At 73.0% G+C, this 13,739-nt stretch carries 16 protein-coding genes; 7 read left to right on the top strand and 9 right to left on the bottom strand.

Annotation, left to right across the window (positions count from 1 at the left end; genetic code table 11):
* The first annotated feature begins 33 nt into the window (after positions 1-33).
* Positions 34-852 carry an NUDIX hydrolase gene (locus tag ACFPM7_RS27420; RefSeq protein WP_378250686.1) on the top strand — a complete coding sequence of 273 codons (819 nt, stop codon included), beginning with the start codon at positions 34-36 and terminating at the stop codon, positions 850-852.
* A gap of 154 nt (positions 853-1,006) precedes the next feature.
* Positions 1,007-1,804 (top strand): MBL fold metallo-hydrolase, encoded by a 798-nt coding sequence (locus ACFPM7_RS27425; RefSeq protein ID WP_378250687.1) that lies wholly within the window; start codon positions 1,007-1,009, stop codon positions 1,802-1,804.
* 4 nt (positions 1,805-1,808) lie between these two features.
* On the opposite strand, the gene dnaN is transcribed toward ACFPM7_RS27425, so the two are convergent.
* The 4 genes from dnaN to ACFPM7_RS27445 form a co-directional block, all read right to left on the bottom strand.
* Positions 1,809-2,900, bottom strand: coding sequence for a DNA polymerase III subunit beta (gene dnaN / locus ACFPM7_RS27430; protein WP_378250688.1), 1,092 nt, complete (start codon positions 2,898-2,900; stop codon positions 1,809-1,811).
* Between the two features lie 119 nt (positions 2,901-3,019).
* Complete coding sequence (locus ACFPM7_RS27435) at positions 3,020-4,252, bottom strand: MFS transporter (RefSeq protein WP_378250689.1); 1,233 nt, start codon at positions 4,250-4,252, stop codon at positions 3,020-3,022.
* A 426-nt stretch (positions 4,253-4,678) separates the two neighbouring features.
* Positions 4,679-5,353, bottom strand: a complete 675-nt coding sequence (locus ACFPM7_RS27440) for a Crp/Fnr family transcriptional regulator (protein WP_378250690.1) — start codon at positions 5,351-5,353, stop codon at positions 4,679-4,681.
* A 152-nt stretch (positions 5,354-5,505) separates the two neighbouring features.
* Positions 5,506-5,757, bottom strand: coding sequence for a hypothetical protein (locus ACFPM7_RS27445; protein ID WP_378250691.1), 252 nt, complete (start codon positions 5,755-5,757; stop codon positions 5,506-5,508).
* Between the two features lie 248 nt (positions 5,758-6,005).
* Between ACFPM7_RS27445 and nth the strand changes: the two genes are divergently transcribed.
* Genes nth through ACFPM7_RS27465 form a run of 4 tightly spaced genes read left to right on the top strand, consistent with a single transcriptional unit; the run spans position 6,006 to position 9,185 of the window.
* The gene (gene nth, locus ACFPM7_RS27450; protein ID WP_378250707.1) at positions 6,006-6,722 is read left to right on the top strand and encodes an endonuclease III; all 717 of its coding nucleotides are present in this window, start codon (positions 6,006-6,008) and stop codon (positions 6,720-6,722) included.
* A complete protein-coding gene (locus ACFPM7_RS27455) occupies positions 6,719-7,309 on the top strand; it encodes a TlpA family protein disulfide reductase (protein ID WP_378250692.1) in 591 nt (196 codons plus the stop codon). The genes nth and ACFPM7_RS27455 overlap by 4 nt, the downstream gene beginning before the upstream one ends.
* Positions 7,306-8,001, top strand: coding sequence for an NUDIX hydrolase (locus ACFPM7_RS27460; RefSeq protein WP_378250693.1), 696 nt, complete (start codon positions 7,306-7,308; stop codon positions 7,999-8,001). Before ACFPM7_RS27455 ends, ACFPM7_RS27460 begins: the two co-directional genes overlap by 4 nt.
* On the top strand, positions 7,998-9,185 hold the full coding sequence (locus ACFPM7_RS27465) for a MarP family serine protease (protein WP_378250694.1): 1,188 nt from the start codon (positions 7,998-8,000) through the stop codon (positions 9,183-9,185). The genes ACFPM7_RS27460 and ACFPM7_RS27465 overlap by 4 nt, the downstream gene beginning before the upstream one ends.
* Here the strand turns inward: ACFPM7_RS27465 and ACFPM7_RS27470 are convergent.
* The 4 genes from ACFPM7_RS27470 to ACFPM7_RS27485 form a co-directional block, all read right to left on the bottom strand.
* Positions 9,182-10,117 carry an alpha/beta fold hydrolase gene (locus ACFPM7_RS27470; protein WP_378250708.1) on the bottom strand — a complete coding sequence of 312 codons (936 nt, stop codon included), beginning with the start codon at positions 10,115-10,117 and terminating at the stop codon, positions 9,182-9,184. The two genes, ACFPM7_RS27465 and ACFPM7_RS27470, sit on opposite strands and share 4 nt — an antisense overlap.
* 2 nt (positions 10,118-10,119) lie before the next feature.
* On the bottom strand, positions 10,120-10,605 hold the full coding sequence (locus tag ACFPM7_RS27475) for a phage holin family protein (RefSeq protein ID WP_378250695.1): 486 nt from the start codon (positions 10,603-10,605) through the stop codon (positions 10,120-10,122).
* Between the two features lie 42 nt (positions 10,606-10,647).
* Complete coding sequence (gene nhaA / locus ACFPM7_RS27480) at positions 10,648-11,835, bottom strand: Na+/H+ antiporter NhaA (protein ID WP_378250696.1); 1,188 nt, start codon at positions 11,833-11,835, stop codon at positions 10,648-10,650.
* Positions 11,836-11,904: 69 nt separating this feature from the next.
* Positions 11,905-12,633 carry a VIT1/CCC1 transporter family protein gene (locus tag ACFPM7_RS27485; RefSeq protein ID WP_378250697.1) on the bottom strand — a complete coding sequence of 243 codons (729 nt, stop codon included), beginning with the start codon at positions 12,631-12,633 and terminating at the stop codon, positions 11,905-11,907.
* 75 nt (positions 12,634-12,708) lie between these two features.
* Between ACFPM7_RS27485 and ACFPM7_RS27490 the strand changes: the two genes are divergently transcribed.
* A complete protein-coding gene (locus ACFPM7_RS27490) occupies positions 12,709-13,419 on the top strand; it encodes a lysophospholipid acyltransferase family protein (protein ID WP_378250699.1) in 711 nt (236 codons plus the stop codon).
* 48 nt (positions 13,420-13,467) lie between these two features.
* Here the strand turns inward: ACFPM7_RS27490 and ACFPM7_RS27495 are convergent.
* Positions 13,468-13,739 (bottom strand): AMP-binding enzyme (locus tag ACFPM7_RS27495; RefSeq protein ID WP_417281767.1); only part of this gene is annotated, 272 nt, incomplete at its 5' end.

Here is a 13,739-nt window from a genome sequence, read left to right on the forward strand (position 1 = left end):
ACATTAAAGCGGGCCGCTGCGTAGGGTCGCGGTGTGCGTGAGCTGCCCGCTGAACTGGTCCTGCCCGCAGGCGCTGTGCCCGACGCCCCGCCCGGCCCGCCCGCCGTCCCCAAGGACGCGGCGACGGTGATGCTGGTGCGCGACTCCGCGGTGGGGATGGAGGTGTTCCTGCAGCGCCGGGTCTCCGGCATGCCCTTCGCCGGGGGGATGACGGTGTTCCCCGGCGGCAGCGTCGACCAGCGCGACGTGGACGCCACCGTCGCCTGGCACGGACCGGACCCGGACTGGTGGGCGCACCGCTTCGGCTGCTCGCCCGCGCTGGCCAGGGCGCTGGTGTGCGCGGCGGTGCGGGAGACCTTCGAGGAGTCGGGGGTGCTGCTCGCCGGGTCGGCCGCCGGGTCGGTCGTCGCCGACGCGCGCCCCTACCACGCGGCGCGGGCCGCGCTGGTGGCCCGCGAGGTGTCCTTCGCGGGGTTCCTCGCCGACGCGGGTCTGGTGCTGCGCGCCGACCTGCTGCGCCCGTGGGCCAACTGGGTCACCCCCGCCCCTGAGCCGCGCCGCTTCGACACCCGCTTCTTCCTCGCCGCCCTGCCGACCGGTCAGCACGCCGACGGCGAGACCACCGAAGCCGACCGGACCAGCTGGCAGCGCCCCTCCGCCGCGCTGGCGGACTGGCGCGGCGGCGGGTGCGCGCTCATGCCCCCCACCTGGGTCATGCTCTCCGACCTGGCCGAACACGCCACCGTCGCCGACGCCATGGCCGCCGACCCGCACTTCGCCAAGATCCTCCCCAAGATCGTCCGCGACGGCGACGCCCTGCGTGTCGTCCTCCCCGACGAGGAGAGCCGATGACCGCGCCGACGGCCTCGGGACGGCTCCTGCCGCGGCAGCCCGCCCGCCGATCCGCGCTCCGCCGCGATCCCGGCGCACCGCACCGCGAGGTCCGTGCGGCGCCGCGACCGGGTCCGGCCACCCGTCGAGCCGTGACCCGGGAGGAAGGCTCCGCATGACCCACCCCGCCTACGGCGAAGTCCGCGCCGTCACACCGTTCGCCGCCGTGCTCTTGGAGGACAACCCGGGAGTCATGTCCCTGGAGGGGACCAACACCTGGCTGCTGCGCGCGCCCGGGGCCGAGGACTGCGTCGTGGTCGACCCCGGTGAGCAGGACGAACCGCACCTGCGGCGGGTGCTCGCCGCCGCGGGCCGGGTCGCCGCCATCCTCCTCACGCACCACCACCACGACCACGTCCAAGGCGCGCCCTGGCTGGCCGAGGCCGCGGACGCGCCGATCCGCGCGTTCGACCCGGCGCTGTGCTCGGCGGGCGGACCCGGTCCGCTGCGCGACGGCGAGGTCGTCGCCGCGGCGGGGCTGGAGCTGCTGGTGCGGCACACCCCAGGGCACACCGCCGACTCCATCTGCCTCACCGCCGAGCACGACGGCCGCACCGCCGTGCTCACCGGCGACACGGTGCTCGGCCGGGGCACAACCGTCATCGCTCCGCCGGACGGCAGGCTCGGGCAGTACCTCGACTCGCTGCGCCTGCTCGCCGAGGCCGAGCCGCGCACGGTCGTGCTGCCCGGTCACGGCCCTGATCTGCCCGACCTGCGGGAGACCGCGGCCGGGTACCTGGCCCACCGCCACCAGCGCCTCGACCAGATCCGCACGGCGCTGGCCCGGCTCGGCGCGGACGCCACCGCCCGGCAGGTGGTCGAACTCGTCTACGCCGACGTCGACCGGTCGCTCTGGGAGGCCGCGGAGTGGTCGGTGCGGGCGCAGCTGGACTACCTGCGCGAATCGGTGTGAGCGGTTACTGCTTCGGCGGGAGCATCGGCATCATCAGGTACTTGACCGCCATCTCCTCCGGATCGAGCGAGGTGATCGCGGTGGCGCGCATGCCGGGCTGGATCGCCAGGCGGACGCGCTTGCCCGCGAAGGGGCGCAGCGCGTCGACCAGGTAGCGGGACTGGACGGCCGGGCTGGTGCGGCCGCCGTCGACGGTCGCCTTGACTGCCTCCTCCGCCTCGCCCGCCTGGGGGTCGGCGCCGCGCAGGCGGACCTCGTGGTCGCCGACATCGATCTGCAGGACGCCGCGGGCGTCGGTGTAGAGCGCGACGCGGCGGGCCGCGCCGGTCAGGGCGTCGGCGTCGAGGTCGACGAAGGTGTCGGCGGTGTCGAGGACCAGGCTCGACTCGGAGAGGAAGACGCCGTCGAGCACGGCCGTGGTCACCGCTGTCGAGCCCCAGGACAGGGCGAAGCGGTTGGCGTCCATGCCCAGCACCACCTCGCCCGCGCCGACCTGCTTGCCCACCTCGGCCAGCAGCTGCGCGGGCACCAGGACGTCGAGGTCGGCCACCTCGCCGGGGACGCGCGCGATGGCCATGCGGTAGCGGTCCGTCGCGCGCAGGACCAGGCCGCCGTCCTCGGCGCGCAGCCGGACCCCGGCGAAGACCGGCAGGGTGTCGTCGCGCGAGGCCGTGGCCGCCACCGTGGACAGCGCGGTGGCGAACAGGTGCCCGGGGACCGTCCCGCGCGCGGGTGGCGGCTCCGGCACACCCGGGTGCAGCGCGACGTCCAGCAGCGGGAGGGCGAAGCGCGCCCCGTCGGCCCGGATGGCGAGCCTGCTGCCCTCCACGACCAGGCGGACCGTGTCGACGGTGAGCGCGCGCAGCGTCTCGGCCAGCGGTTTCCCGGGCACGAGCACCGCACCGTCGGTGTGGGCGACCGCGTCGCAGGTGACGCGGGCCGTGCGCTCCCTGTCGCCGGCGGCGAGGACCACGCCCTCCGGGCCCGCGCGCAGCAGCATGCCGCTGAGCAGCGGGTCGGTGAGCCGGGTGGGGACGAGGCGCACGACGTCGGCTGCCGCGGCGGCCAGGGCGGCGGTGGAGGCGGTGATGTCCATGCCCGCGACGCTAGCCGGGCGAGCCGACAAGCCGGGAAAGTTGTCCACAGGCCGTCAGGTTGCCCACAGCTCTATCCACAAGTCTGTGCACAGGTGCTGTGGACAACCCGTCCGACGTGCTACACGAGCGCGGCGACCGGCCCCGGCGTGGTCGCCTTCACCGTGTTCCTGCGCAGGTACACGACCAGCGCGATCAGCAGGCCGGCCGCCGACGCGGCGAGGTAGGACGACCACACGCCGACGTGCTCCACCAGCTGTCCGCTCAGCGACTGCCCGAGCGCCAGCCCCAGCGTCACCGAGGTGATCACCCAGCCGAACGCCTCGGTGATGGTGCCCGGCGGGGCGACGGTCTCCAACGCGGCGGAGTGCGCGGTCGCCTGCGGGGTGACCAGGGTGCCGACCACCAGCAGCGCGATCGCCAGGCCGAACAGCGACGTCGGGATCGCCAGCAGCGCCAGCAGCACGGCGAAGCCCGCCAGCAGCACCGGCAGCCGCAGGTGCATCGGCCGCGGCCACGGCCGGGTGCCGTAGTAGACGCCGAAGATCACCGAGCTGACCGACCAGAGCCCGAGCAGCAGACCGCCGACAGGAGCGTGGCCCGCGTTCGTCGCCGCGGCCGGGACCGCGACCTCGACGAAGCCGATGGTCACGCCGAAGCCGAACGCGGCGATCGCCACCGTCTTCATGCCCGGCGAGGACAGCGGGCCGAGCAGGCTGCCGCCGCCGCGGGTGGTGCCGGTCGGCCGGTGCTCGCGGATGGTCGGCATCAGCGCGAAGGCGATGCCTCCGATGATCATGAACGCCGCGCCGATGACCACGCCGGTGCCCGCCCACGGGGCCGCGACCAGCACGCCGGAGAGCGCGGGGCCGACGATGAAGAAGACCTCCATGCTGATCGCCTCGTAGGAGTACGCGGCGGTGCGCGCCGGGCCGGGCGGCAGCAGCCGGGTCCACATCGCGCGCGAGGCCGAGCCGATCATCGGCTCGGTGAGGCCGATCAGCAGGCCGAGGAGGATGAGCAGCGGGGTCGGGGCGCCGGACTCGACGGCGACGATGCCCAGGGTCACGAACACCGCGAACAGCCCGACGACGCTCAGCAGCGGCCGTGACGGGCCGACCCGGTCCATCAGCCTGCCCTGCGCGACCGAGCCGATCGCCACGCCCACCAGCGTGCCCGCCGAGACCAAGCCCGCGACGGCGAAGGAGCCGGTCGTGCGCTGCACGTACAGCAGCAGCGACAGGCCGACCATGGCGATCGGGAGCCTGCCGACGAGGGAGGCGAGGACCGGTCCGCGCGCGCCGGGGGCGGTGAGGGCAGTGCGGTAGTCGGAGAGGCGGGCAGAGTGGGACATGGGTATCAGTATGGCTCACTCTGGTACGGCCGTACCACTAATTAGGGGGTGGTTTCGCCCACGTCACCCGGTGGTATGTATCGGTCGGATAACGGAATGTGGGATTCACGGTAAAGGCGCGCAACGTGAGCTGCGGTTGCGAGTCCTTGAGGGTGAATGCGCTTGTTATCCGGGTGGGGTTCCGTGCGATGGTTTCCCTGTCGGCCGACACACCTGGGTGGCCGAGTGCGATGTAGGTACAAAGCTCCCTCCGGCGAACGGGTCGGGGCCTGCGGCCGGAGGGCGGGGAGCGCGGTCCGTCGGGGGATGGTCCGCGCAGGCGGAAGGCCGGTGCGCCGCGTCGGGGGCGGCGCCCGGTCTTCCGTTGCGTAAGGACGAGAAGGCCCGGTCCACCAGGACCGGGCCTTCTTATCGCAGATCAGGTGGTTACCGCGCGCGGCGGGCGAGCCGCTCCGGGTCCAGGATCAGCACGCTCTTGCCCTCCAGGCGCAGCCAGCCGCGGTGGGCGAAGTCGGCGAGGGCCTTGTTGACCGTCTCCCGGGAGGCGCCGACGTACTGGGCGATCTCCTCCTGGGTGAGGTCGTGGGTGACGCGCAGCAGACCGGCCTCCTGGCTGCCGAAGCGCTGCGCGAGCTGCAGCAGCGCCTTGGCCACGCGGCCGGGCACGTCGGTGAAGATCAGGTCGGCCAGCATGCCGTTGGTCCGGCGCAGTCTGCGGGCGATCACCCGCAGCAGCTGCTCGGCGATCTCCGGGCGGTTGTTGATCCACTGGCGCAGCGCGGGCCGGTCCATCGTGACCACGCGGACCTCGGTGACGGTCGTCGCGGTGGACGTGCGCGGCCCCGGGTCGAAGATCGACAGCTCGCCGAACATGTCCGACGGCCCGAAGATCCCCAGCAGGTTCTCCCGGCCGTCCGGGGACTTGCGGCCCAGCTTCACCTTGCCCGACAGGATGATGTACAGCCGATCGCCGGGCTCACCCTCCGCGAAGATCACGTGCCCTCGCGGGAACTCCTGCGACTCAAGCGTCTGCGCGAGCGCCTCCGCCGCGGCCGGCTCGACCCCTTGGAAAATGCCCGCGCGGGCGAGGGTCTCATCCACCTCGGTCCTCCGTTTCCACCCCGAACCGCACAGACGCTGTGCGGCCGATCACCGCATCACAGTGTAGGGCCTGGTCACCCCACACCCGCACGCCGCGCCGTCCGGGTCCGTTGTGGATCCTTCAACGAGGCTGAACCGCCGAACCATAACCCCTAGTCACGGGTCCTGCGACCGCGCAGTTTGGCCGCGCGGCCACCCAACCTGCGCAGCCGGAACAACTCCAGCGCGCGGCCGATCCCGTGGCCGTAGAGGGCGCGGACCTCGTCGGGCCTGGCCTGCTCCAGGAACTCCTCGACGTCGGTCTCCTGCACGGCTACGTGCCGGATGCGCGTCTCCACCCGCTCCATGAAGAGCGCGAAGAACATGATCACCAGTGGTACCGCGAACACGAACCAGACAGCCATGTGTCGTCGATCCTCGCTCCCAGCCCGACCCGCCCGGTCCGGCTTTCAGTGCTTGTCCCGGCTTAGTTCTGCCCCGGCTGTGCGCCCTGTCCCTGAGGGCGTACCACCGGAAGACGTCTGGGGCACATCTCGGGTTGTTCGTCGGCCCGTAGGCTATCGGCGTGCCGCAGACCACCCGACGCCCGCCCCAGGCAGCCGCCGCGGCCGACGGCGAATCCAGCCTCTCCCTGACCCGCCGCGTGCGCCGGATGTCCAGGGCGCTCGCCGAGGGTTTCCCGGACGCGCACTGCGAGCTGGACTTCACCACCCCGCTGGAGCTGGCGGTCGCCACGATCCTGTCCGCCCAGTCCACCGACGTGCGGGTCAACCTGACCACGCCCGCCGTGTTCGCCCGCTACAAGACGGCGCAGGACTACGCGGGAGCCGACCGCGCCGAGCTGGAGGAGCTGATCCGCTCCACCGGCTTCTACCGCAACAAGGCGACCTCGCTGATGGGCCTGGGCGCGGAGCTGGTCGAGCGCTTCGACGGCGTGCTGCCCAACACCCTCGACGACCTGGTCACCCTGCCCGGCATCGGCCGCAAGACGGCGAACGTCATCCTCGGCAATGCCTTCGACATCCCCGGCATCACCGTCGACACGCACTTCGGCAGGCTCGTGCGCCGCTTCGGCTGGACCGAGCTGGAGGACCCGGTCAAGGTCGAGCACGCCATCGGCGCACTCGTCCCGCGCAAGGACTGGACGATGCTGTCGCACTATGTGATCTTCCTCGGCAGGCGCGTCTGCCACGCCAAGAAACCCGCCTGCGGCGCGTGCTTCATGGCCAAGGACTGCCCGTCCTACGGCACCGGCCCGACCGAGTACGAGGCCGCGGCGAAGCTGGTCAAGGGCGAGGAGGCCGAGCACCTGCTGGAGCTGGCCCAGAAGGTCGCCGCCGGGTACAAGCCGGGACGGTCGGCCGGGTGATCCCGAGGGTGCGCTGGCTGGTGGTCGTCGCGGTCCTGGGGCTGGCCGCGGCCGTCGCCCTGTGGCCGCGCGGCGACGAGCCCGCCCCGCGCACCCCGCCGCCCGGCCCGGACGTCGCCGCCGCGCGCGCCGCGGCCGGACTTCCCGGCTGCGCCGACGCCGCGGAGGGCCCGCAGCAGCTGCGCGGGGTCACCACGACCTGCCTGGGCACCGGCGGTCCGGTCGACGCCGCCGCCGCGCTCGGCGGGCGCGACGTGCTGCTCAACGTCTGGGCGACCTGGTGCCAGCCGTGCAAGGAGGAGCTGCCCCTGCTCGCCGAGTACGACGCGGGCGAGGGGATCGACGTGGTCACCCTGGCCGTGCAGAGCGGGCAGGGCGACGCGCTGGTCCTGCTGCGAGCGCTCGGCGTGCGGCTGGAGTCCCTGATCGATGAGGACGGCTCGGTCGCCGCCGCGCTGCGCGTGCCCAACGCGCTGCCCGCGTCGTACCTGCTCAAGGCCGACGGGACGGTGTCGTTCATTGGCGAGCCGAGGCTGTTCCGGACCGTGGCGGACATCCGCACCGCCGTCGCCGAGGGGCTCGCATGACGCACGGACCGCTGGTCGACCCCGAGACCGTGCCCGGCTGGCTGCGGCGGCTGGTCGAGGCGACCGCGACGATCGAGGCGGGCATGTTCACCCGCTTCGCCGCGGTCGGCGGCGACTCGCGCGAAGCCGCGGTGCTGGTCCTCTTCGGCGAGGACGACGAGCACGGCCCCGACGTGCTGTTGCAGCTGCGCGCCGCGACCGGTGACGCGCACGCCGACCAGGTCGGCTTCCCGGGCGGATCGGTCGAGCCGCAGGACCGCGGTCCGGTGGACACCGCGCTGCGCGAGGCGGTGGAGGAGACCGGCGTCGACCCGTCCGGGGTGCGGCCGGTGGCGCTGCTGCCCGGCCTGCACATCCCGGTCTCGCGCTTCGACGTGACCCCGGTCCTGGCCCACTGGGAGCGGCCGAGCCGGGTATGGGCGGTGTCGCAGAGCGAGTCCCAGGCGGTGGCCAGGGTGCCGCTCGCGCACCTGTCCGACCCGGCGAACCGCTTCCAGATCCGGCACTTCAGCGGCTTCGTCGGCCCCGCCTTCGCCGCGCCCGGCATGCTGATCTGGGGCTTCACCGCCGGACTGCTGTCGATGATCATCGGCGCGGGCGGGTGGCACCGGGACTGGGACACCGGCGACGTCCGCGATCTTGACGTAGCGTGGCGCTCCGTCCGTCCACAGGGTCCGGAGGTCCGTGCGTGAACTGGGTCGACGTGCTGGTGCTCGCACTGGCCGTGCTCGCGGCCGTCTCCGGCGCCCGCCAGGGCGTGATCACCGCGCTGCCCGCCTTCCTCGGCGTGCTGGTCGGGGCGATCCTGGGGATCAAGGTGGCGCCGCTGGTGGTGGCCGGGATCTCCGCGACGCCGACCAGGGTCGCCTTCGCCGTGGCGATCTTCGTGCTGCTGGTGGCGCTGGGCGAGACGCTCGGTGTGTGGGCCGGGCGCACGCTGCGCCAGCGGATCAACTCGCCGAAGCTCGCCGGGGTGGACAGCGCCCTCGGGGCGGTCGTGCAGGGCGCGGTCGTGTTCCTGGTGTCGTGGCTGATCGCGCTGCCGCTGACCACCGTCGGCGGCCTGCCGGGCCTGGCGTCGGCGATCAACAACTCGGTCGTGCTCGGCGGCGTGGACGAGGTCATGCCGCAGGCCGCGCGCGGGCTGCCCAACGAGCTGCGCGAGCTGCTGGACGTCTCCGGCTTCCCGGCCGCGGTCGACCCGTTCAACCGCACCCCCAACCGCGAGGTGGCCCCGCCGGACCCGGCTTTGCAGGCCAGCGCGGTCGTGCAGCGGGTGCGGCCCAGCGTGCTGAAGATCAACGCCAGGGCGACCGCGTGCGAGCGGGCGCTGGAGGGCAGCGGGTTCGTGATCTCGCCGTTCCGGGTGATGACCAACGCGCACGTCGTCGCGGGCGCCGAGGAGGTCAGCGTCGAGTCCGGCGACAGGACGCTGCCCGCCGAGGTCGTGCTCTACGACCCGCGCGCCGACCTGGCCGTGCTGGCCGTGCCGAACCTGGCCGCCGAGCCGCTGCGCTTCGCCGACTACGAGGTCGAGAGCGGCCAGGACGGCATCGTCCTCGGCTACCCCCTCGACGGCCCGTACACCGCCGAGTCCGCGCGCGTGCGCGACCGCATCCCCCTGCGCGGCCCGGACATCTACGACAGCCCCAACCCGGTCGACCGCGACGTGTTCACGCTGCGGGCGAAGGTGCTCAGCGGCAACTCCGGCGGCCCGCTGGTGGACACCGACGGCGCCGTCATCGGCGTGATCTTCGGCGCGGCGGTGGACGACTCGGAGACCGGCTTCGCGCTGACCGGCGCCGAGGTGCGCGACGAGGTCGCCTCCGCGCCGGGGCTCAGCGAGCCGGTGTCGACGGGCCGCTGCTCTGGCTAGTGCGCCTTGAGGAAGGCCGTGATCGCCGCGCTCGTGGCGGCCGGGTCCTCTTCTGGCGGCAGGTTGCCGACGCCGGGCAGCTCGACGTGCTCGGCGGGCCCCGTGAGCCACGGGCGCGAGGCGGTGCGGGTGTGCGGGAGCACGCAGGGGTCCTCGGCCCCGTAGAGCTGGAGGACGGGCGTGCGGATGCGCCGCCGCATGGCCTCGGCGTAGCGCCTTCCCTCGCTGCGCAGCTGCGAGCGCACCGCCCACCGGTAGTACTCCAGCGCCGAGTGCGCGACGCCGGGGATCAGCATGGCCTCGGCGTAGCGCTCGACGGTGGCGTCGAAGTCCGGGGTGGCCTGCCAGCGCGGCGCCGACCAGGCGCGCAGCAGCGCGGGCATGGTCTCCTCGCGGCGCAGCCAGCGCTCGGGGGCCATCGGCACCTGGGCGCGCAGCATGGGGCTCAGCGCGCGGGCCTGGTTGCGCCCGCGTCCGCGCAGGACGGTGCGGCGGACCTCGTCGCGCAGGGCGATGGGGTGCGGCGCGGACACCGCGCTGACGGTGTGCGCGATGCGGGGGTGCAGCGCGGCGGCCGACCAGGCCAGCAGGCCGCCCCAGCCGTACCCGACCAGGTGCGCACGGGGGGCGCCGAGCGCCCGCACCAGGCCGGCGACGTCACCGGCCAGCGTCCAGGCGTCGTAGCCGCGCGGGGGTTTGTCGGAGTCGCCGTAGCCGCGCAGATCGACGGCCACGGCGCGGAAGCCGGCGTCGCCGAGCGCGGTGAGCTGGTGGCGCCAGGTCCACCAGAAGCCCGCGAACCCGTGCAGCAGGACCACCAGCGGACCGTCGCCGGTCTCGGCGGTGTGCAGCCGGATGCCGTTGGCGTGGACGTCGCGGTGCGTCCACGGTCCGTCGATGCGGACCGAGGCCGGGTCCGGGGCGCGGCTCAGCCTCAGGCCCGGTGCTCGTCGGAGTCGCGGTGGCGCAGGGCGGCCGCGGTCTCCTTCACCGAGTCGATCGTCTGCTTCGGAGCGCTGATCGTCTTGAACTTCTTGACGCCGAACCAGGCGAGCAGGCCCGCGACGACGAAGATGAACAGCGTCACCACGCCGAAGGCGATCCAGCGGTACCACCACTCGGCCAGGCCCTCGGCGATGGTGAAGAAGATGAAGAAGGAGCCGTAGAGCACCAGCGCCAGCGCGACGATCGCCGCGACGCTGCCGAAGACGGCCTTCTTCACCTCGCGGGCCAGTTCGGACTTGGCCAGCTCCATCTCGGCGCGCAGCAGCGTCGAGAGGTGCGTGGTCGCGTCCTTGACCAGGTTCCCGACGGACTGTTCGCCGGAGGCGATGGTCCGGTCGTCGGCCAGGGGGATGGACGGCACTGGGGGCAAGCCGTCGCGTCGTCCGTTTCCGTGTGCGCTGGTCACCTGCGACATGGTGCCATGCCCGCCACCGCCAGGCCCGGCAACCTGCCCGGGTCAGTCCTCGGCGTGCGCTTTGCTGCGCCGGACGAGCAGCGCCGCGGCCAGCAGCGACGCGACCGCCGAGGCGATGAGCACGGCGGCCTTGGCCAGCTCGGCGTCGGCCGGGTCCAGGGACAGGTCGGCGATGAGCAGGCTGACGGTGAATCCGACGCCGCCGAGCATGGCGACCGCGCCCATGTCGCGCCAGGTCAGCCCCGGCGGCATGGACGCGATCTTGAACCGGACCGCCACCAGGGAGAACCCGACGATGCCGACCAGCTTGCCCACCACCAGCCCGAGCATGATCGCCAGCCCGACGCGCTCGGTGAACACCGCGCCGAGCGCGTCGGCGTTGACCGGGACCCCGGCGGCGAACAGCGCGAAGACCGGCACGGCCACGGCGGCCGACCAGGGCTGGAGGCGGTGTTCGAGGCGCAGCGCGGGCGCCTCCCGCTCGTGCGGGTCCTTGCGGACCCTGGTCAGCAGGCCGAGCGCGACCCCGGCGATGGTGGCGTGGATGCCGCTGGAGTGCACCGCCACCCACACCGCGACCGCGATCGGCACGTACAGCCAGGCCGAGGTGACCCGCTTGCGCTGGAGCCACCAGTACAGGGCCAGCAGCGCGAGCGCGGCGGCGAAGGCGATGACATCGAAGGTCGAGGTGAACAGGGTCGCGATCAGCGCGATGGCGCCGAGGTCGTCGACCACGGCGAGGCTGAGCAGGAACACCCGGGCGCTGCTGGGCATGTGTCGGGCGGTCAGCGCCAGCACGCCCAGGGCGAAGGCGATGTCGGTGGCGACCGGGATCGCCCAGATCTGCCCGGCCCTCGGGTCGCCCGCGGCGATGGCGAAGGCCAGCGCGGCGGGCACGATCATGCCGCCCAAGGCGGCGATCACCGGCAGTAGCGCCGCTTTGAGCCGGGACAGCTCCCCGATGACCAGTTCGCGCTTCAGCTCCAAGCCGACGACGAAGAAGAAGAGCGCGAGCAGACCGTCCTTGGCCCAGTCGCCGATGGTGAGGTTCAGGTGGAGGAACTCCGGTCCGACGCGTGCTTCGCGCAGGTCACGGTAGCTGTCGCCCACCGGCGAGTTGACCCAGATCAGGGCGATGGCGGTGGCCGCCAGCAGCACCATGCCACCCGTGGTCTCCGTGCGGAGGTAGCGGGCGAACTCGGTCAGCTTGGGTGGACGACGCTCAGTCACAGGCTGGGCTCCTCGGCGTAGACGTCTCCTAGGACGCCGACCAGGCTTCCCGGCACACCTGGCTCCACCCTAACCGACAGTGACGCCGAACAGGACTCCGACGAAGTACGTCACAGCCATCGCCAGCGTCCCGACCAGCACATTGCGCGCCACAGCCCGTCCGACGGGCGCACCGCCGAGCCGCGCGCCGACCGTCCCGGTGAGCACCAGCCCGACGACGACCGCCGCCACGCACGTCCACACACGCCAGTCGACCGGAGGCAGCGCGATGGCCACCAGCGGCAGCAGCGCGCCGAGCGCGAACGACACCAGCGACACCCACGCCGCCTGCCACGGGCTGGTCAGGCTGTTCGGGTCGATCTGCAGCTCGACGTCGGCGTGCGCGGCGAGCGCGTCGGCCTCGGTCAGCTCGTGGGCGACCTGGGCGGCCAGCGCGGGGGAGAGGCCCTTCTCCTCGTAGATGCCCGCCAGCTCGCGCTCCTCGGCCTCGGGCATCTCGGCGAGTTCGCGCTCCTCCTTGCGCAGCGCGGCCCGTTCGGTGTCGCGCTGCGTGCTCACCGACGCGTACTCGCCGCCCGCCATCGACAGCGCGCCCGCCACCAGCCCGGCGACCCCGGCGGTCAGGATCGCGGTGCGGTCGGTTGTGGCCCCGGCGACGCCGACGACCAGGCCGGCGGTGGAGATGATCCCGTCGTTCGCGCCGAGGACCCCGGCCCGCAGCCGGTTGAGCCGCGCCCCCAGGCCGGCGTGGTGCGGTTCGCCGGGATGCGTGCCCGTGCGCTCACTGTCCGTGCTCATCGGGGTATTGTCCCGCCATTCGGCACACCTCGCGGGGCCGTGCGGCGAAGATGGGGTGTGCACAGCGACCGACCCATGAGCACCTGGCGGGCTCTCACCCTGATGTTCCGCGTGCCCCGGCGCGGCCGGGGCTTCTGGTTCAGCCTCGCCATCGACCTCATCTGGCCCTTGATGGCCCTCGCCGCCCGTCTCCGCTTCGCCGGGAAGCTCCCGCGCGACGGCGGTCTGCTGCTGGCGTCCAACCACCTGTCCAACGCCGACCCGGTGACCGTCACCGCCTTCACCCTCGCCGCCGGGCGCGTTCCCCGCTACCTGGCGAAGGCGAGCCTGTGGAACGTGCCGGTGGTGAAGCAGGTCCTCAAGGGCGGCGGGCACATCCCGGTGCTGCGCAACACCGTGGCGGCGCGCTCGGCCTACACGGGCGCGGTGGACGCGGTGACGCGCGGGGAGTGCGTGATGTTCTTCCCCGAGGCGGGCTTCTCCGACGACGAGTCGCACTGGCCGTCGGCGCGGGTCAAGAACGGGGTCGCCAGGGTGGCGCTGGAGACGGGCGCGCCGGTGGTCCCGGTGGTGAACTGGGGGACGCACGAGCTGCTGCCTGCCGGATCGCGGTTCCCGAGGCTGTTCCCGCGCCGGACGGTGCGGATCGTGGCGGGGGAGCCGGTGGACCTGTCGGACCTCGACGGGTTCGACCGGGAGACGCTGGACGAGGCGACCAAGCGGATCATGCACGCGATCACGGAGCTGCTGGCGGAGCTGAGGGGCGAGCAGCCCCCCGTCCGCTGACGCGCGAAGGGCCCCGGGAACGGTGTCCCGGGGCCCTTCCGCGTGTGATCAGTCCTCTTGGGACTTCTGGTTGGTGAGGCCGTTGGTGATGAGGTTCATGACGGTTTGGTCGGCGAGGGTGGTGGTGTCGCCGAGTTCGCGGTTTTCGGCGATGTCGCGCAGGAGCCTGCGCATGATCTTCCCGGATCGGGTCTTGGGGAGTTCGTCAACGATGAGGATCTGACGCGGTTTGGCGATGGCCCCGATCTCGCTGGCGACGTGGTTGCGCAGGGTCTTGATGTGCTCGTCGCGGTCCTCGGCGGCTTTCCCGCGTGGGATGA

Source organism: Actinokineospora guangxiensis, assembly GCF_042657845.1.
Classification (GTDB): Bacteria; Actinomycetota; Actinomycetes; order Mycobacteriales; family Pseudonocardiaceae; genus Actinokineospora; species Actinokineospora guangxiensis.